This window comes from Geodermatophilaceae bacterium NBWT11, assembly GCA_014218215.1.
Taxonomy (GTDB): domain Bacteria; phylum Actinomycetota; class Actinomycetes; order Mycobacteriales; family Geodermatophilaceae; genus Klenkia.
On record CP043652.1, the window covers coordinates 3,923,645 to 3,941,177 of the forward strand.

At 73.6% G+C, this 17,533-nt stretch carries 17 protein-coding genes; all 17 read left to right on the forward strand.

Annotated features, from left to right (window positions below; translation table 11 throughout):
• The first annotated feature begins 7 nt into the window (after window positions 1-7).
• The 17 genes from F1C76_19070 (at window position 8) to F1C76_19150 (ending at window position 17,496) form a co-directional block, all read left to right on the forward strand.
• Window positions 8-2,029, forward strand: a complete 2,022-nt coding sequence (locus F1C76_19070; protein ID QNG38386.1) for a threonine--tRNA ligase — start codon at window positions 8-10, stop codon at window positions 2,027-2,029.
• A complete protein-coding gene (locus F1C76_19075) occupies window positions 2,026-2,556 on the forward strand; it encodes an HIT domain-containing protein (protein QNG38387.1) in 531 nt (176 codons plus the stop codon). Before F1C76_19070 ends, F1C76_19075 begins: the two co-directional genes overlap by 4 nt.
• Window positions 2,556-3,182, forward strand: coding sequence for a CDP-alcohol phosphatidyltransferase family protein (locus F1C76_19080; protein ID QNG38388.1), 627 nt, complete (start codon window positions 2,556-2,558; stop codon window positions 3,180-3,182). The genes F1C76_19075 and F1C76_19080 overlap by 1 nt, the downstream gene beginning before the upstream one ends.
• Window positions 3,183-3,187: 5 nt before the next feature.
• Window positions 3,188-4,090 carry a phosphatidylinositol mannoside acyltransferase gene (locus tag F1C76_19085; GenBank protein QNG39376.1) on the forward strand — a complete coding sequence of 301 codons (903 nt, stop codon included), beginning with the start codon at window positions 3,188-3,190 and terminating at the stop codon, window positions 4,088-4,090.
• A complete protein-coding gene (locus F1C76_19090) occupies window positions 4,087-5,298 on the forward strand; it encodes a glycosyltransferase family 4 protein (protein ID QNG38389.1) in 1,212 nt (403 codons plus the stop codon). Before F1C76_19085 ends, F1C76_19090 begins: the two co-directional genes overlap by 4 nt.
• A gap of 25 nt (window positions 5,299-5,323) precedes the next feature.
• Window positions 5,324-5,863 carry a hypothetical protein gene (locus F1C76_19095; GenBank protein ID QNG38390.1) on the forward strand — a complete coding sequence of 180 codons (540 nt, stop codon included), beginning with the start codon at window positions 5,324-5,326 and terminating at the stop codon, window positions 5,861-5,863.
• Between the two features lie 45 nt (window positions 5,864-5,908).
• Window positions 5,909-6,814 (forward strand): pyridoxal 5'-phosphate synthase lyase subunit PdxS, encoded by a 906-nt coding sequence (pdxS, locus tag F1C76_19100; protein ID QNG38391.1) that lies wholly within the window; start codon window positions 5,909-5,911, stop codon window positions 6,812-6,814.
• Entirely contained in the window at window positions 6,811-7,470 is a 660-nt protein-coding gene (gene pdxT / locus F1C76_19105; protein ID QNG38392.1) for a pyridoxal 5'-phosphate synthase glutaminase subunit PdxT, read from the forward strand. The genes pdxS and pdxT overlap by 4 nt, the downstream gene beginning before the upstream one ends.
• On the forward strand, window positions 7,467-8,225 hold the full coding sequence (locus F1C76_19110; GenBank protein QNG38393.1) for a YebC/PmpR family DNA-binding transcriptional regulator: 759 nt from the start codon (window positions 7,467-7,469) through the stop codon (window positions 8,223-8,225). The genes pdxT and F1C76_19110 overlap by 4 nt, the downstream gene beginning before the upstream one ends.
• A gap of 77 nt (window positions 8,226-8,302) precedes the next feature.
• Window positions 8,303-8,908 carry a crossover junction endodeoxyribonuclease RuvC gene (gene ruvC, locus F1C76_19115; GenBank protein ID QNG38394.1) on the forward strand — a complete coding sequence of 202 codons (606 nt, stop codon included), beginning with the start codon at window positions 8,303-8,305 and terminating at the stop codon, window positions 8,906-8,908.
• Window positions 8,905-9,552 (forward strand): Holliday junction branch migration protein RuvA, encoded by a 648-nt coding sequence (gene ruvA, locus F1C76_19120; GenBank protein ID QNG38395.1) that lies wholly within the window; start codon window positions 8,905-8,907, stop codon window positions 9,550-9,552. Before ruvC ends, ruvA begins: the two co-directional genes overlap by 4 nt.
• Entirely contained in the window at window positions 9,549-10,628 is a 1,080-nt protein-coding gene (gene ruvB / locus F1C76_19125) for a Holliday junction branch migration DNA helicase RuvB (GenBank protein ID QNG38396.1), read from the forward strand. The genes ruvA and ruvB overlap by 4 nt, the downstream gene beginning before the upstream one ends.
• Before the next feature lie 157 nt (window positions 10,629-10,785).
• Window positions 10,786-11,157 carry a preprotein translocase subunit YajC gene (gene yajC / locus F1C76_19130; GenBank protein ID QNG38397.1) on the forward strand — a complete coding sequence of 124 codons (372 nt, stop codon included), beginning with the start codon at window positions 10,786-10,788 and terminating at the stop codon, window positions 11,155-11,157.
• Between the two features lie 74 nt (window positions 11,158-11,231).
• Window positions 11,232-13,004: a protein translocase subunit SecD gene (secD, locus tag F1C76_19135; protein ID QNG39377.1), complete on the forward strand. Its 1,773-nt coding sequence runs from the start codon at window positions 11,232-11,234 to the stop codon at window positions 13,002-13,004.
• Window positions 13,001-14,386, forward strand: a complete 1,386-nt coding sequence (gene secF, locus F1C76_19140; GenBank protein ID QNG38398.1) for a protein translocase subunit SecF — start codon at window positions 13,001-13,003, stop codon at window positions 14,384-14,386. The genes secD and secF overlap by 4 nt, the downstream gene beginning before the upstream one ends.
• A gap of 5 nt (window positions 14,387-14,391) precedes the next feature.
• Window positions 14,392-14,979: an adenine phosphoribosyltransferase gene (locus F1C76_19145; protein ID QNG39378.1), complete on the forward strand. Its 588-nt coding sequence runs from the start codon at window positions 14,392-14,394 to the stop codon at window positions 14,977-14,979.
• A gap of 90 nt (window positions 14,980-15,069) precedes the next feature.
• The gene (locus F1C76_19150; protein ID QNG38399.1) at window positions 15,070-17,496 is read left to right on the forward strand and encodes a bifunctional (p)ppGpp synthetase/guanosine-3',5'-bis(diphosphate) 3'-pyrophosphohydrolase; all 2,427 of its coding nucleotides are present in this window, start codon (window positions 15,070-15,072) and stop codon (window positions 17,494-17,496) included.
• Window positions 17,497-17,533: the final 37 nt, after the last annotated feature.

Genomic DNA, 17,533 nt, shown 5'->3' on the forward strand with positions numbered 1-17,533 from the left:
TCCTCCCGTGTCAGCCGCGCCTGCCGAGTCCGCCGTCGTCACCGTCGAGGTGCCGGCCGGGACCACGGCCACCCAGGCGCTCAAGGACGCCGGCGTCCCCCTGAAGGGCGCCGACGCCGCCGTCGTCGTCCGGGTGGACGGCGAGCTGAAGGACCTCGCGTGGACCCCGGACGTGGCCACCACCGTGGAGCCGGTCCCGGCGTCGAGCCCGGACGGGCGCGCGGTCATCCGGCACTCGGCCGCCCACGTGCTGGCCCAGGCCGTGCAGGACCTCTTCCCGGGCACCCGGCTGGGCATCGGCCCGCCGGTCACCGACGGCTTCTACTACGACGTGGACCCCGAGCGGCCCTTCACCCCCGAGGACCTGCAGGCGATCGAGAAGCGCATGCAGGCCATCGTCAAGGAGGGCCAGTTCTTCGCCCGGCGGGAGATCTCCGACGAGGAGGCCCGGGTCGAGCTGGCGCACGAGCCCTACAAGATGGAGCTGATCGGGCTCAAGGGCGGCGCGGGGGACGTGGCCGAGGGCGCCGACGTCGAGGTGGGCGGCGCGCAGCTGACCATGTACGACAACCTCGACCCGAGGTCGAAGGAGCGGGTCTGGACCGACCTGTGCCGCGGCCCGCACCTGCCCCGCACCTCGAACATCCCGGCGTTCGCGCTGACCCGGGTGGCCGCTGCCTACTGGCGCGGCAGCGAGAAGAACCCGCAGCTGCAGCGGGTGTACGGCACCGCGTGGGAGTCCAAGGACGCGCTGAGGGCGTACCAGGAGCACCTGGCCGAGGCCGAGCGGCGCGACCACCGCCGGCTCGGGGTCGAGCTGGACCTCTTCAGCTTCCCCGACGAGATCGGCTCCGGACTGGCCGTCTTCCACCCCAAGGGCGGGGTGGTCAAGCGGGAGATGGAGGACTACGTCCGCAACCGGCACATCGAGGAGGGCTTCTCCTACGTCGGTTCCCCGCACATCTCCAAGGGCGGGCTGTTCGAGACCTCGGGGCACCTGCCGTACTACGAGGACACGATGTTCCCGGCGATGGACCTGGAGAACTCGAAGTACTACCTCAAGGCCATGAACTGCCCGATGCACAACCTGATCTTCCGGTCGCGCGGGCGGTCCTACCGCGAGCTGCCGCTGCGGTTCTTCGAGTTCGGGTCGGTGTACCGGTACGAGAAGTCCGGCGTCGTGCACGGCCTGACCCGGGTGCGCGGGCTGACCCAGGACGACTCGCACTCCTACGTCACCCCGGAGGCGGCGCCGGAGGAGATCCGCCACCTGCTGGCCTTCGTGCTCGGACTGCTCAAGGACTTCGGCCTCGACGACTACTACCTGGAGCTGTCCACCCGCGGGGAGTCGGACAAGTTCATCGGCTCCGACGAGGAGTGGGCGGTGGCGACCCGGGTGCTGGAGGACGCGGCACGGGAGACCGGCCTGGAGCTGGTGCCCGACCCGGGCGGCGCGGCCTTCTACGGCCCCAAGATCTCGGTGCAGGCGCGCGACGCGATCGGCCGGACCTGGCAGATGTCGACCATCCAGTACGACTTCAACCAGCCGGCCCGGTTCGGCCTGGAGTACAGCGCCGCCGACGGCACCCGCCAGCAGCCGGTCATGATCCACTCGGCCAAGTTCGGCTCCATCGAGCGGTTCTTCGGCGTCCTCACCGAGCACTACGCCGGGGCGTTCCCGGCCTGGCTGGCGCCGGTGCAGGTGGTGGGCATCCCGATCACCGACGAGCAGGTGCCCTACCTGACCGACCTGGCCCGGGAGATGCGCAGGCAGGGGCTGCGGGTCGAGGTCGACGACTCCGACGACCGGATGCAGAAGAAGATCCGCACCGCCTCCAAGCAGAAGGTGCCCTTCGTGCTCATCGCCGGGGCCACCGACGCCGAGGCCGGCGCGGTGTCCTTCCGCTACCGCGACGGCAGCCAGCGCAACGGGGTGCCCGTGCAGGACGCGATCGAGGCCGTTCGGGAGTGGGTCGCATCGCGCCGCAACGACGACCCGACCGCCCCCGTGTCCGAGCCGGCGTCGTGACGGCCGGGGACGGCGGACCCACCTCGGTCTTCGAGCAGCTCTGGACGCCCTACCGGATGGCCTACATCAAGGGCGAGGGCAAGCCGACCGGCGACCACGACTGCCCGTTCTGCCTCATCCCGGCGATGACCGACGAGGACGGTCTGATCGTCTCCCGCGGGGAGACGGTCTTCGCCGTGCTCAACCTGTTCCCCTACAACGCCGGGCACCTCATGGTCGTGCCGTACCGGCACGTGGCCGACTACACCGACCTGACGACGGCGGAGGTGGCCGAGCTCGGCGCGGTGACCCAGACGGCGATGCGGGTCGTCCGCGAGGTCAGCGGTGCGCACGGGTTCAACGTCGGGATGAACCAGGGCGCGGTCGCCGGGGCCGGCATCGCCGACCACCTGCACCAGCACGCGGTGCCCCGCTGGGGCGGGGACACCAACTTCATGCCGGTGCTCGGGCTGACCCGGGTGCTGCCGCAGGTGCTGGCCGAGACCCGGCAGCTGCTGGCCGACGCCTGGCCCGAGGACGCCGCGTAGTGCTCGGGGTCAACCTCCGGCCCGCGGTCGGCCGGGTCTGGGCACCGGTGGTGCGGTTCCTGCTGCGGATCGGGGTCACCGCCGACCAGGTCACGCTGCTGGGCACCGTGGGTGCCGTCGGGTCGGCGGTGTTCCTGATCGGCAACGGGGTCCTGTGGTGGGGCGCTGTCGCGGTCACCGTCTTCGTGCTGCTGGACATGCTGGACGGGGCGCTCGCCCGGGCCCGGGGCGGTGGCTCGGTGTTCGGCGCGGTGCTGGACTCCACCGGCGACCGGGCGGCCGACGCGGCGGTCTTCGCGGGGCTGGCCTGGTGGTTCTCCGGCGGCGGCGACAACCGGATGGTCGTGTGGCTGTCGCTGGTCTGCCTGGTGCTCGGCGTGCTCACCTCCTACGTCAAGGCCCGCGCCGAGGGCATGGGCCTGACCTGCGACGTCGGGCTGTTCGAGCGCACCGAGCGGCTCATCCTGGTGCTCGTGGGCACCGGCTTCACCGGCATCGGCATCCCGTACGCGATCCAGGTCTGCCTCTGGGTCCTGATGATCGGCAGCGCCGTCACCGTCGGGCAGCGCTTCGCGACGGTGTACCAGCAGTCCCGGGGGCGCCCGCTGCCCAGCAGCACCCCGTGAGCGACCTGCGGGCCCGGCTGGTCGACGCCGGCTACGCCGCCGGGTGGGGCGCGGTAAAGGCGCTGCCCGAACCGCTGGCCGCGGCGGCGTTCTCCGGTGCCGGCGTCTGGGCGGCCGGCCGGGACGGGAAGGGGGTCCGGCAGCTGCGGGCCAACCTGCGGGTCGCCACCGGTGGCCGGCTGTCCGACACCGAGCTCGACGACCTCACCCGGGACGCCGTCCGGTCCTACGCCCGGTACTGGCTGGAGGCCTTCCGGCTGCCCACGCTGGGGACGGCGCGGGTGCTGCGGGACACCGTCGTGGTCGGCACCGAGCACCTGGACGCCGCGCAGGCCCAGGACCGGCCGGTCGTCCTCGCGCTGCCGCACAGCGGCAACTGGGACGCCGCCGGGGTCTGGTTCGTCGACCGGCTGGGCGGCCCGTTCATGACCGTGGCCGAGCGGCTGCGACCCGAGCAGCTCTACCGCCGGTTCCTGGCCTACCGGGAGTCCCTCGGGTTCCGGGTGGTGCCGCTCACCGGCGGCGAGCGGCCCAGCTCCACCCTGCTCAAGGAGTGGCTGGGCCAGGGTCGACCGGTGTGCCTGCTCGTCGACCGTGACCTGTCCGCGGCGGGCATCCCGGTCTCCTTCTTCGGCCGGCCCACCACCATGCCCGGCGGGCCGGCGCTGCTGGCCGCGCAGACCGGGGCCGCGCTGCACCCCGTCGTCCCGCAGTTCGACGGGGCCGGCTGGCGGCACGTGGTGCACCCCGAGGTGGACGTGCAGGGTGCCGGGCGGCTGCGCGAGCGGGTGCACGCCGGCACCCAGGGCGTCGCCGACGCCTTCGCCGTCTCGATCGCCGCCCGCCCGGTGGACTGGCACCAGCTGGGCCGCATCTGGGCCGACGTGCCCCCGGACCCGCCCCGGTGAGGGTCGGCCTGGTCTGCCCCTACATGTGGGACGTGCCCGGTGGGGTGCAGTACCACGTGCGCGACCTCGCCGAGACCCTGCGCGGGCTGGGCCACGAGGTCGAGGTGCTCACCCCGGCCGAGCACGAGGAGAACGTGCCCGCCGAGCACGTGACCTGGTCGGGCAAGGCCAACGCGGTGCCCTACAACGGGTCGATGGCCAGCTGGCAGTTCGGCCTGGTCTCCGGCGCCAGGGTGCGCCGCTGGCTGCGGGACGGGTGCTTCGACGTCGTCCACGTGCACGAGCCGGCGCCCCCGTCGGTGTCCCTGCTGGTGTGCATGCTCGCCCAGGGCCCGATCGTGGCCACCTTCCACGCCGCGGCCACCCGGTCGCTGTTCCTGTCGGCCTGGGGCCCGGTCGTGCGGCCGTGGCTGGAGAAGATCTCCGGCCGGATCGCCGTGTCGGACTTCGCCCGCCGGTTGCAGGTCGAGCACCTGGGCGGGGACGCCGTGGTGATCCCCAACGGGGTGCACGTGCCGGCCTTCGCCGACGGCCCGCTGCTGTCCCGGCCCCGCACCGGGCCCACCGTCGGGTTCCTGGGCCGCTACGACGAGCCGCGCAAGGGCCTGCCGGTGCTGCTGGAGGCGATGCGGACCGTCGTGCGGGCGCACCCGACGGCCGAGCTGCTGGTCGCCGGCCGCGGCGACCCCGAGGAGCTGCAGGCCCTCATCGGCCCCGACCTCGCCCCCCACGTGACCCTGCTGGGCGAGCTGGCCGAGGCCGACAAGGCGGCGTTCCTCCGCTCGGTGGACGTCTACTGCGCGCCCAACCTGATGGGGGAGAGCTTCGGCATCGTGCTGGTCGAGGCGATGGCGGCGGGCGCCCCGGTGGTGGCCAGCGACCTGGACGCCTTCGCCCGCGTGCTCGAGGACGGCGCGGCCGGGGTGCTGGTGCGCCGCGGGGACGCCACCGCGCTGGCCGCCGTCCTCATCGACCTGCTGGGTGACCCGCAGCGGCGGGCCGCGCTCACCGCGGCCGGCCGGCTGCGCGCCGTGGAGTACGACTGGTCCACGGTGGCCCAGCGGATCCTGGCCGTCTACGAGACGGTCGCCCCGGCCGGCGGGCGCGGGGTGACCGCCAGCGACGCCGAACCGGTGCTGGAGACCCCGGTCGATCCCGAGGACCGCTCGTTCCTGCCCCGGTGGCTGCGCCGCTCCGCCGAGGGGTGACCCGCCGCCGGTAGCGTGTCCGGGCGTGACGTCCTCGGCGTGGGTGCTGGTCGGCGTCGGGGCCCTCGTGCTGTTCGTGCTGGCCTGGGCGGTCTGGACCCTGACCCGGCTGCGCCGGCTGGCCTCGCGGGTGGCCCGCGCCTGGGACGTGCTGCTCGCCGCCCTGGCCCGCCGGGCCGAGCTCGCTGCGGCACTGGCCCGCGAGCGCCCCGGTGAGCTGGGCCCGGGCCTGGTCGCCGCACTTGAGCGCGCCGCCGCCGATGCCCGCACACCCGGGGGCGGGGACCGCGAGGTGGCGGAGAACGTGCTGGGCCGGGTGCTGCGCGACGTGCCCGCCGAGCTGCGCGCCGACGGGCTGGACGACGCCGGCTGGCGGGTCGGCCTGGCCCGCCGGTTCTACAACGACGCGGTCCGCGACACCCGGGCGCTGCGCCGGCGTCCGGTGGCCCGGGTGCTGCGGCTGCACGCCCGCCGTCCCCAGCCCCGGTTCTTCGACATCGACGACGGACTGGACGCCGTGGGGGCGACCGCAGGCGGGCGGGGGCCCGGCGTGCACCCCGCCTAGCATCTAGGGTCCCCCGACCCACCCTGAGAACCGCGAGGCCGCACCGTGACCGAGAACGTCACCCCCACCCCCAGCACCGGCACCGACCGGGTCAAGCGCGGCATGGCCGAGCAGCTCAAGGGCGGCGTCATCATGGACGTCGTCGACGCTGCGCAGGCCCGGATCGCCGAGGACGCCGGCGCGGTCGCCGTGATGGCCCTGGAGCGGGTGCCCGCCGACATCCGCGCGCAGGGCGGGATCGCCCGGATGAGCGACCCGGACATGATCGACGGGATCATCGCCGCGGTGTCCATCCCGGTGATGGCCAAGGCCCGGATCGGGCATTTCGTCGAGGCCCGGGTGCTCGAGAGCCTGGGCGTGGACTACATCGACGAGTCCGAGGTGCTCACCCCGGCCGACGAGGCGCACCACATCGTCAAGGGCGACTTCACCGTGCCCTTCGTCTGCGGGGCCACCGACCTGGGCGAGGCGCTGCGCCGGATCTCCGAGGGCGCGGCGATGATCCGCTCGAAGGGCGAGGCCGGCACCGGCAACGTCGTGGAGGCCACCCGGCACATGCGGGCCATCCGCGCGGGCATCCGCCGGCTGACCACCCTGGACGAGACCGAGCTGTTCGTCGCGGCCAAGGAGCTGCGCGCGCCCTACGAGCTGGTGGCCGAGATCGCCCGCACCGGGAAGCTGCCGACCGTGCTGTTCACCGCCGGTGGCATCGCCACCCCGGCGGACGCGGCGATGATGATGCAGCTGGGCGCCGACGGCGTCTTCGTCGGCTCGGGCATCTTCAAGTCCGGCGACCCGGCGCAGCGCGCCGCGGCCATCGTGCAGGCCACCACCTTCCACGACGACGCCTCGGTGATCGCCAAGGTCAGCCGCGGGCTGGGCGAGGCCATGGTCGGGATCAACATCGACTCGATCCCGGCCGAGCAGCGGTACGCGAACCGCGGCTGGTGAGCACGCCCCACATCGGGGTGCTCGCGCTGCAGGGCGACGTCCGGGAGCACCGCGCCGTGCTCGAGGCGCAGGGCGCCCGGACGTCGGCCGTGCGCCGGCCCGAGGAGCTCACCGGTCTCGACGGCCTGGTGCTCCCGGGCGGGGAGTCCACGACCATCGCCAAGCTCGCGCACCGCTGGGGGCTGCTCGAGCCGCTGCGGGCCGCCATCCGCAGCGGGCTCCCGGCCTACGGGTCGTGCGCCGGGATGATCCTGCTCGCCGACCGGCTGCTGGACGCCCCCGACGACCAGCAGACCATCGGCGGGCTGGACGTCACGGTCCGCCGCAACGCCTTCGGTCGGCAGGTCGACAGCTTCGAGTCGCAGGTCGACGTGGCCGGTGTCGCCGGCGGCCCGGTGCACGCGGTGTTCATTCGGGCGCCCTGGGTGGAGCAGGCCGGCGAGGGCGTCGAGGTGCTCGGCCGGGTCTCCGGTGGACCGGCCGACGGTAGGATCGTCGCGGTCCGCCAGGGCAGCGTCGTCGCCACCAGCTTCCACCCGGAGCTCACCGGTGACACCCGGCTGCACCGGTTCTTCGTCGAACTGGTGCGCCAGCGCCCGGCGGAGGAGACGTGGACGGCGCCGACGACGGCGCCAGGTGAGGAGACGCAGCGATGAGCGGCCATTCCAAGTGGGCGACGACCAAGCACAAGAAGGCCGGGATCGACGCCAAGCGGAGCAAGCTCTTCGCCAAGCTGATCAAGAACATCGAGGTCGCGGCGCGCACCGGCGGCGGTGACGTGCAGGGCAACCCGACGCTGTTCGACGCCGTCCAGCGGGCCAAGAAGTCCTCGGTGCCGATCGACAACATCAACCGCGCGGTCAAGCGCGGGGCGGGCCTGGAGGCCGGTGGCGTCGAGTACCAGGGCATCACCTACGAGGGCTACGCCGCGGCCGGGGTCGCGGTGCTCATCGAGTGCCTCACCGACAACAAGAACCGCTCGGCCATGGAGGTCCGCACCGCCATGACCCGCAACGGCGGGTCGATGGCCGACCCCGGGTCGGTGTCCTACATGTTCAGCCGCAAGGGCGTCGTGGTGGTCCCGTCGGCGGGCACCAGCGAGGACGCCGTCATGGAGGCCGTGCTGGACGCCGGCGCCGAGGAGGTCCGCGACCTCGGGGACACCTTCGAGGTGGTCAGCGAGCCGACCGACCTGGTCGCCGTCCGCACCGCCCTGCAGGACGCCGGGATCGACTACGACTCCGCCGAGGCCGCCTTCGTGCCCAGCGTGCAGGTCGAGCTCGACGAGGAGGGGGCCGGCAAGGTCTTCCGGCTCATCGACGCCCTGGAGGACTGCGACGACGTGCAGAACGTCTACGCCAACTACGAGGTCCCCGACGACGTCATGGAGAAGATCGCCGCGGACGACTAGGCGTGTCGCCGGCCGCCGCGGTGGCCGGTCCGCCTAGCGTCCCCTCGAACACCTGTTCGTCGGCGAGAGGGTCTCCAGTGCGCGTGCTCGGCATCGACCCGGGGTTGACCCGGTGCGGCTGGGGCGTCGTCGACGGCCGGCCCGGCGCCCGCCCCACCGCGGTGGGCGTCGGCGTCGTGCGCAGCGACGCCGACCTGGCCCTGGAGCTGCGGCTGCTCGAGCTGCACACCGCGGTGACCGCGCTGGTGCGCGAGCACCGGCCCGACGTCGTGGCCATCGAGCGGGTGTTCCTGCAGAACAACAAGGGGACGGCGACCGGCACCGCGCAGGCCGCCGGGGTGGCGGCACTGGCCGCGGCCCAGGCCAGCCGACCGGTCGCCTGGCACACCCCCAGCGAGGTCAAGGCCGCGATCTCCGGCAACGGCCGGGCGGACAAGGAGCAGGTGACCCTGATGGTGACGAGGGTGCTGGGGCTGACCGTGGCCCCCAAGCCCGCCGACGCGGCCGACGCGCTGGCCCTGGCGGTGTGCCACGTCTGGCGCGGGCCGACCCAGGACCGGCTGCGGGTCGCGGCGCTGGCCACCGGCGCCGGGATCGCCCAGGGACCGCTCACCACCGCGCCCCGCCCGGCCGTGCGGGCGAGCCGCTGGCAGGGCATCGGCACCGGCGGGGTGTACCGGTGATCGCCTCCGTCGCGGGCCGGGTCGCCGCGGTGTCCCCGGACGGCGCCGTGGTCGAGGTCGGCGGGATCGGGCTGGCCGTGCAGTGCACCCCGGGCACGATCGCCCGCCTCCAGGTGGGGGAGGCCGCGCGGCTGTCCACCAGCCTGGTCGTCCGGGAGGACTCGCTGACCCTGTACGGGTTCGCCGACGACGACGAGCGCCAGCTGTTCGAGCTGCTGCAGACCGCCAACGGCGTGGGCCCCCGGCTGGCCCAGGCCGTGCTGGCCATCCACCCGCCCCGTGAGGTGCGCCGCGCCGTCACCACCGGGGACCTGAAGTCGCTCATGCAGGTGCCCGGCATCGGCAAGAAGGGCGCCGAGCGGCTGGTGCTGGAGCTGCGCGACCGGCTCGGCGTGGGCTCCGGGGACGTCAGCCTGGACGCCGCCACCGCCGCGGCCGGTGCCACCGGGTCCTTCGTGGCCCCGGTCGCACCGTGGCGCGACCAGCTGACCACCGCGCTGGTCGGGCTGGGCTGGAGCGTCCGGGAGGCCGACGGCGCCCTGGGCCAGCTCGCCCCGGTCGCCGAGGAGCAGGTCGCCGACACCGGCAGCGTGGACGTCGCCGTCCTGCTGCGGCAGGCGCTGCGGATGCTGGGTCGGGCGTGAGCTCCCCCGAGGCCTCGGAGGCCAGCGCCTGGGCCGGTGAGGAGGAACGGGTCGTCGAGTCCGCGCTCCGCCCGCACTCCCTGGCCGAGTTCGTCGGCCAGCCCAAGGTGTCCCGCCAGCTGGACCTCGTGCTCGAGGGCGCCAAGCGGCGCGGCCGGCCACCGGACCACGTGCTGCTGTCCGGGCCGCCCGGGCTGGGCAAGACGTCGCTGGCGCTGATCATCGGCTCCGAGCTGGGCACGTCGGTGAAGATCACCTCCGGTCCGGCGATCGAGCGCTCGGGCGACCTGGCGGCGATGCTGTCCAACCTCGGTGAGGGCGACGTGCTCTTCATCGACGAGATCCACCGCATCGCCCGCCCGGCCGAGGAGCTCCTCTACATGGCGATGGAGGACTTCCGGGTCGACGTCGTGGTCGGCAAGGGGCCCGGTGCCACCGCGATCCCGCTGGAGATCGCGCCCTTCACCCTGGTCGGGGCCACCACCCGGGCCGGTCTGCTGACCGGTCCGCTCCGCGACCGGTTCGGCTTCGTGGGCCAGATGGAGTTCTACGACACCGCCGACCTCCAGCTGGTGCTCCAGCGCAGCGCCGACCTGCTGGGCGTGCAGATCGACGCCGAGGGGTCCGCGGAGATCGCCGGCCGGTCCCGCGGCACGCCGCGCATCGCCAACCGGCTGCTGCGCCGGGTGCGCGACTACGCCGAGGTGCGCGCCGACGGCCGGATCACCCTGCCCGTGGCGCAGGCCGCCCTGGCGCTCTACGACGTCGACGAGCTCGGCCTGGACCGCCTCGACCGCGAGGTGCTGCGAGCCCTGGTCGTCGGGTTCGGCGGCGGACCGGTCGGGGTGTCCACCCTGGCGGTCGCCGTGGGGGAGGAGCCGCACACCGTGGAGGCGGTCTGCGAGCCCTTCCTGGTGCGCGCCGGGCTGCTCGCCCGCACCCCTCGCGGGCGGGTCGCGACCGAGGCCGCGTGGCGTCACCTGGACCTCCCGGTGCCCCAGGGCACGTGGCTCACCGGTGGCTTCGGCGACCCGCCGCCGGACCGGGCTGCCTCACCCACGCTCTTCGACGCCTAGACTCACCGCCGCTGGAGCGCAACCGCACCGCACGTCGGTGCTGCGCCCTGCGCCGGTCGCGCCCCCCGGGCGGACCGCACCCGACGTACCCGAGTGACCGCCAGCGTGCGGTCACGATGACCGCGCGAACGCTGCGCGGTGGAGAGGCACGACAACCGTGGAGCAGTTCTTCCCGCTCATCCTGCTGGTGATCGCCTTCGCACTGCTCATCGTGCTGCCGGCCCGTCAGCGCAAGAAGATGGCCGCCAACGCGCAGACCCTGCAGGAGTCGCTGTCCGTGGGCGCCCCGGTCATGCTGACCAGCGGCCTGCACGGCACGGTCGCCGGCCTCGGCGACGGCACCGTGGACATCGAGATCGCCCCCGGGGTGGTGGCCACCTTCGCCCGCCCCGCGGTGATGGAGATCCGCAAGCCCGACGGTGCGGTCCTCGACGCCACCGCCGGGGAGATCGTGCCCCCCAGCGACGAGCGGCACGGCTACGTCGACGGCGACGGTGACCCCTCGGGTCCCTCCGACCGCACCCGCTGAGGCCGCGCACCGTGGCCGCTCGCCAGCTCCCCGCCGCCCGTTACTTCGGGGCCTTCGTCCTGATCGTCGCGGCCATGTACGGACTGGTCTTCGGGACCGGCTCCCAGCGCACCCCGCAGCTGGGCCTGGACCTGCAGGGCGGCACCACGGTGACGCTGACCGCCCAGGTCCCCGGCGGGGGCACCCCCGACCGGGAGGACCTGGAGCTGGCTCGGCAGATCATCGAGCAGCGCGTCAACGGCCTCGGTGTCTCCGAGGCCGAGGTGGTCACCGAGGGCGACTCCAACATCGTCATCTCGGTGCCCGGTGAGGACGGCGACCAGGCCCGCGAGCTCGGCCAGACCGCCCAGCTGCGGTTCCGCCCGGTGCTGCAGGGCCCGCTGCCGGCCACCAGCGACGCGACGACCACCGACCCGGCGACCACGGACCCGGCGACCACGGACCCGGCCACCACGGACCCCGCGACCACGGACCCGGCGACCACGGATCCCGCTGTGACGGATCCTGCGGTGACCGACCCGGCAGCGACCTCCTCGGCCGCGCCGGACTCCTTCGCGCCGGACTCCTTCGCCCCGGAGCCGACGGCCACCGAGTCGGCCGCTCCGACCAGCGACGCCGCCCCGGCGACCTCCTCCGCCCCGGCCTCGGACACCGCTCCGGCCACCGGCAGCTCCGCCGAGACCGACCCGGCCACCGGTGACCCGGTGGGCGCCACGCCGCTGACCGAGGAGCAGGCCACCGCCGACCTCGCGACGCTGACCTGCAGCCCCGAGGACACCCGCGAGATCGACCTGTCGGACTCCTACCTGGCGGCGTGCTCGGAGGACGGCACCGCCAAGTACCTGCTCGGCCCGACGGTCGTCGAGGGCACCCAGGTGTCCGACGCCAGCGCCGGCACCGCCCAGCAGACCGGCGAGTGGATCGTCAACGTCGACTTCACCTCCTCGGGCTCCTCGACGTGGGCGGCCTACACGGCGGCCAACGTCGGCAACCAGGTCGGCATCGTCCTCGACGGCCGGGTTGTCTCCGCCCCGACGATCAACAGCGCGATCACCGGCGGCACCACCCAGATCACCGGCTCCTTCGACCAGGAGACCGCCACCACGCTGGCCAACCAGCTCGCCTACGGCGCCCTGCCGCTGACCTTCACCCAGGCCACCGCGCAGTCCATTTCCACCGAGCTCGGCGGCGAGCAGCTGCGCGCGGGCCTGATCGCCGGCGGCATCGGCGTCGCGCTGGTCTTCCTCTACGCGCTGCTCTACTACCGGCTGCTCGGCCTGGTGATGATCGCCAGCCTGATCCTGTCCGCGGTCGTGGTCTACGCCAGCCTCGTGCTGCTGGGCCGGGAGATCGGATTCACCCTGAGCCTGGCCGGGATCGCCGGGTTCATCGTCAGCATCGGCATCACCGCGGACTCCTTCGTCGTCTACTTCGAGAGACTCAAGGACGAGATCCGCGAAGGCCGCACGCTGCGCAGCGCCGTCCCCCGCGCCTGGGTGCGTGCCCGCCGGACGATCCTCTCCGCGGACGCGGTCAGCTTCCTGGCCGCCGCGATCCTCTACGTGCTGGCCATCGGGGACGTGAAGGGCTTCGCGTTCACCCTGGGTCTGTCCACCGTGCTCGACCTGATCGTGGTCTTCCTCTTCACCCACCCGCTGATGTCGGTGCTGAGCCGGTTCAGGAGCTTCGGCTCCAGCCGGTTCTCCGGCCTCGGCGCCGTCGACGTCAGCCGCCGGCCGGCCACCGCGCCGCGTCCGGGTCAGCGGCCCGGTCGCACCGGTCTGGCCGCCGCCGGCACGGGCACCGGCAGCACCTCCGCGAGCGCCACCGACAGGAGCGACCGATGACCGGCACCCCCCGCGACGGCGACCCGCAGGACGCACCTCTGGACGACGCCGACGGCGACGGCCGTGACGACGCCACCGAGTCCGACGCCGAGGTGCGCGCGGACGCCGCGGCCGACGCCGACGACACCGCGCTGGCCGACGCCGGACTGCCCGCCGAGGGCGAGACGGAGGAGGAGGCCGCCGCGGTCCGCGCCGCCCCGAAGAGGGCCTCGCTGGCCCACCGGCTCTACAACGGCGAGGCCGGTCTGGACGTCGTGGGCCGCAGCCGGTTCTGGTACAAGGTCACCGCCGTCGTGGTGCTGGTCTGCATCGCCTCGATGGTGTTCCGCGGCTTCAACTTCGGCATCGACTTCGAGGGCGGCAACAGCTTCCGGGTGCCGGCGTCGTCGTCCCAGCTGACCGAGATCCGCGAGGCCGCCGAGGGCGCCGGGGCCGACGTCTCCACCGCCCAGGTGGTCGGCGGCAACACCGTGCTGCTGCGCACCGGGGCGCTGGACAACGACGCCGAGGCCACCGTCGTCTCGGCCATCGCCGACGCCGCGGGCGTCCAGCCCGCCCAGGTGAGCCCGGAGTCCGTCAGCGCGGACTGGGGCCGGGACATCACCGACCAGGCGCTCATCGCCCTGGTCGTGTTCCTGGCCGCGGTGGTGCTCTTCCTGGCGGTCCGGTTCCAGCCCAAGATGGCCGTGGGCGCGATGGTCGCGCTGCTGCACGACATCGTGCTCACCGCCGGCGTCTACTCCCTGGTCGGCTTCGAGGTGACGCCCTCGACGGTGATCGGGTTCCTCACCATCCTCGGGTTCAGCCTCTACGACACCGTGGTGGTCTTCGACAAGGTCGACGAGAACACCAAGGACCTGGAGAAGGGCGCCCGGATGACCTGGGGCGAGGCGGCCAACCTGGCGGTCAACCAGACCCTCATGCGCTCGATCAACACCTCGGTCATCGCGCTGCTGCCGGTGCTCGGCCTCCTCGTCGTCGGTGTCGGCCTGCTCGGCGTCGGCACCCTGCAGGACCTGGCCCTGGTGCTCACCGTCGGCCTGGCCGCCGGCACCTACAGCTCGATCTTCCTGGCCACCCCGGTGCTCGCCGACCTCAAGGACCGCGAGCCCGAGGTGCAGGCGCTGCGCAAGCGGGTGCTGGCCCGCCGGGCCGCCGACGCCCGGTCCGGTGGCACCGCCGCCGGTCCGGTCGCCAGCGCCCGCCGGACGCGTCCGGCCGCGGCGGCCGGCGGGGTCGCCCTCGCCGACCGCGAGACGCTGCCGGAGCGTCCCGAGGCCGTCGAGCAGGTCGAGTCCCCGGCATCGGTCACCCGCGGACCCGTCGCCGGCCCGAAGCCCGGCGCGCGCCCGCAGCGACCGGGGCAGAAGAAGCGCCGGTGACCTCGCTGGACGCCCACGGGGAACTGCCGCTGGACGAGCTGATCGCCTCGATCGCGGTCGACGTGCCGGACTTCCCCGAGCCCGGGGTCGTCTTCCGCGACCTGACTCCGGTGTTCGCCGACGCGCGGGCGTTCCGGCGCGTGGTCGACGCTCTGGCCGCCGGCCCGGTGGACGAGGACCCCCGGGCCGCGGCCCTGCGCACCGGTGGCGACGGCGACCCGGGGTTCGACGTGGTCGTCGGGGTGGAGGCCCGCGGGTTCCTGCTGGCCGCCGCCGTCGCCCTGGACGCCGGCACCGGCGTCGTCCCCGTGCGCAAGGCCGGCAAGCTCCCCCGGGAGCGGGTGTCCGCGGACTACGCGCTGGAGTACGGCACGGCGACGCTGGAGCTGCACACCGACTCGATCGTGGCCGGTCAGCGGGTGCTCCTGGTCGACGACGTGCTCGCCACCGGCGGCACCCTGGAGGCCGCGATCGGGCTGGTCGAGCAGCTGGGCGGCGTGGTCACGGCCGTGTCGGTCGTGGTCGAGCTGCCCGCCCTGGGTGGCCGCGAACGGCTGCGGCCGCACACCGTGCACGCCCTCTGGACCACCTGACACACGGCTCACCCCGCCGGGCGGCGTCGAGCCTGCTCGCCGTGGCTAGCATGGTGCGGGTCCCACCCCACCGGACCCCGAGGAGTGACCGTGGCCTCTGACGTCGTCGCCTCCTCCACCGCCGCCGCGCCGGCGGAACCCCAGCCCGGTGCCGAGCGCGCCACGCTGCCGGAGCGCCCCGCCGTGCAGGGCCCGGGTGTCAGCCGGCCCGCCGACGTCGCGAGCGAGCCGCCCTCGACCGGTGGCGCGCTGGACGCCGTCCCGCGTCGCCGGGTGCGCGACCGGCTGGCCCGCCGCATCGTGGCCGGTCAGCGTTCCACGGTCGTCCGTCCCGTGCTCGAACCCCTGGCTGCGCTCCACCGGCAGAACCACCCGAAGGCCGACCTGGCGCTGCTGCAGCGGGCCTACGACGTCGCCGAGGAGGCGCACGCCAGCCAGAAGCGGAAGTCGGGCGACCCGTACATCACCCACCCGCTGGCCGTGGCCACCGTGCTCGCCGGGCTGGGCATGGACACCACCACCTTGGTCGCCGCCCTGCTGCACGACACCGTGGAGGACACCGGCGTCGGGCTGGACACGATCACCGCGGACTTCGGGGCCGAGGTCGCGCACCTCGTCGACGGCGTCACCAAGATCGACAAGGTGTCGTTCGGGGACGGCGCGCAGGCCGAGACCATCCGCAAGATGATCGTCGCGATGGCCCGCGACCCCCGGGTGCTGGTCATCAAGCTGGCCGACCGGCTGCACAACATGCGCACGCTGCGCTTCCTCCCGCCCGAGAAGCAGGAGAAGAAGGCGCGCGAGACGCTGGAGATCCTGGCCCCGCTGGCCCACCGGCTGGGCATGAACACGATCAAGTGGGAGCTGGAGGACCTGGCCTTCGCCACCCTCTACCCCAAGCGCTACGACGAGATCGTGCGGCTGGTCGCCGAGCGGGCGCCGTCCCGCGACACCTACCTCGCCGAGGTCGCCGACGCGGTCACCGAGCAGCTCAAGGCCGGCAAGATCGAGGCCGACGTCACCGGCCGGCCCAAGCACTACTACTCGATCTACCAGAAGATGATCGTCCGCGGCCGGGACTTCACCGACATCTGGGACCTGGTCGGCATCCGGATCCTGGTCGACTCGGTGCGCGACGTGTACGCCGCGCTGGGCATCATGCACGCGCACTGGCAGCCGGTCCCGGGGCGCTTCAAGGACTTCGTGGCGATGCCGAAGTTCAACATGTACCAGTCGCTGCACACCACGGTGATCGGCCCGCAGGGCAAGCCCGTGGAGCTGCAGATCCGCACCCACGACATGCACCGCACCGCCGAGTACGGCATCGCCGCGCACTGGAAGTACAAGGAGAAGGCGCGCGGCGGCGGCCCCGTCACCCCGCCCAAGCCCGGCTCCTCCGGCGACGACATGCTCTGGCTGCGCCAGCTGCTGGACTGGCAGCGCGAGGCCCAGGAGCCCGGGGAGTTCCTGGAGACCCTGCGCTACGACCTGGGTCCGCAGGAGGTCTTCGTCTTCACGCCCAAGGGCGACGTGATCAGCCTGCCCGGGGAGTCCACGCCGGTCGACTTCGCGTTCGCCGTGCACACCGAGGTCGGCTACCGCTGCATCGGGGCCCGGGTCAACGGCTCGCTGGTGTCCCTGGACAGCAAGCTGGCCAACGGCGACGTCGTCGAGGTCTTCACCTCCCGGTCGCCCACCGCCGGTCCCAGCCGTGACTGGCTGGAGTTCGTCGGCTCCTCCCGGGCCCGCACCAAGATCCGCCAGTGGTTCACCAAGGAGCGCCGCGAGGACGCCGTCGACGACGGCAAGGACGCCCTCACCAAGGCCATGCGCAAGGCCGGGCTCCCGCTACAGCGTCTGATGGGCGGCGACGCCCTGGCCACGCTGGCCGCCGACCTGCACTTCAGCGACGTCAGCGCGCTCTACGCCGCCGTCGGGGAGCACCAGGTCTCCGCCGCCTCGGTGGTGGAGAAGCTGATGGTCGCCCTCGGTGGGTCCGAGGGCGCCACCGAGGACATCGCCGAGACCGCCATCCCCACCAAGCGCTCGGTGGCCCGCACCGCGGGTGGCGACCCCGGCGTCGTGGTGCACGGCATGACCGACGTGTGGGCCAAGCTCGCCAAGTGCTGCACCCCGGTGCCCGGTGACGACGTGCTCGGCTTCGTCACCCGGGGCGGCGGCGTCAGCGTCCACCGGACCGACTGCACCAACGCCGACGACCTGCAGCGCAAGCCCGAGCGGCTCGTCGAGGTCGAGTGGGCCTCTGCGCCGGGTGCGGTGTTCCTCGTCGCCATCCAGGTCGAGGCGCTCGACCGGCACCGGCTGCTCTCCGACGTCACCAAGGCCCTCGCCGACGAACGGGTCAACATCCTGTCCGCCTCGGTGCAGACCAGCCGCGACCGGGTCGCCGTCAGCCGGTTCACCTTCGAGCTCGCCGACCCCGCCCACCTCGGCGCGGTGCTGCAGACCGTGCGCAACGTCGACGGCGTCTTCGACGTGGAGCGAGTCACTGCGTAGACCGCGATCCTCCGGATCGCACCGCGGCCAGGAGCCG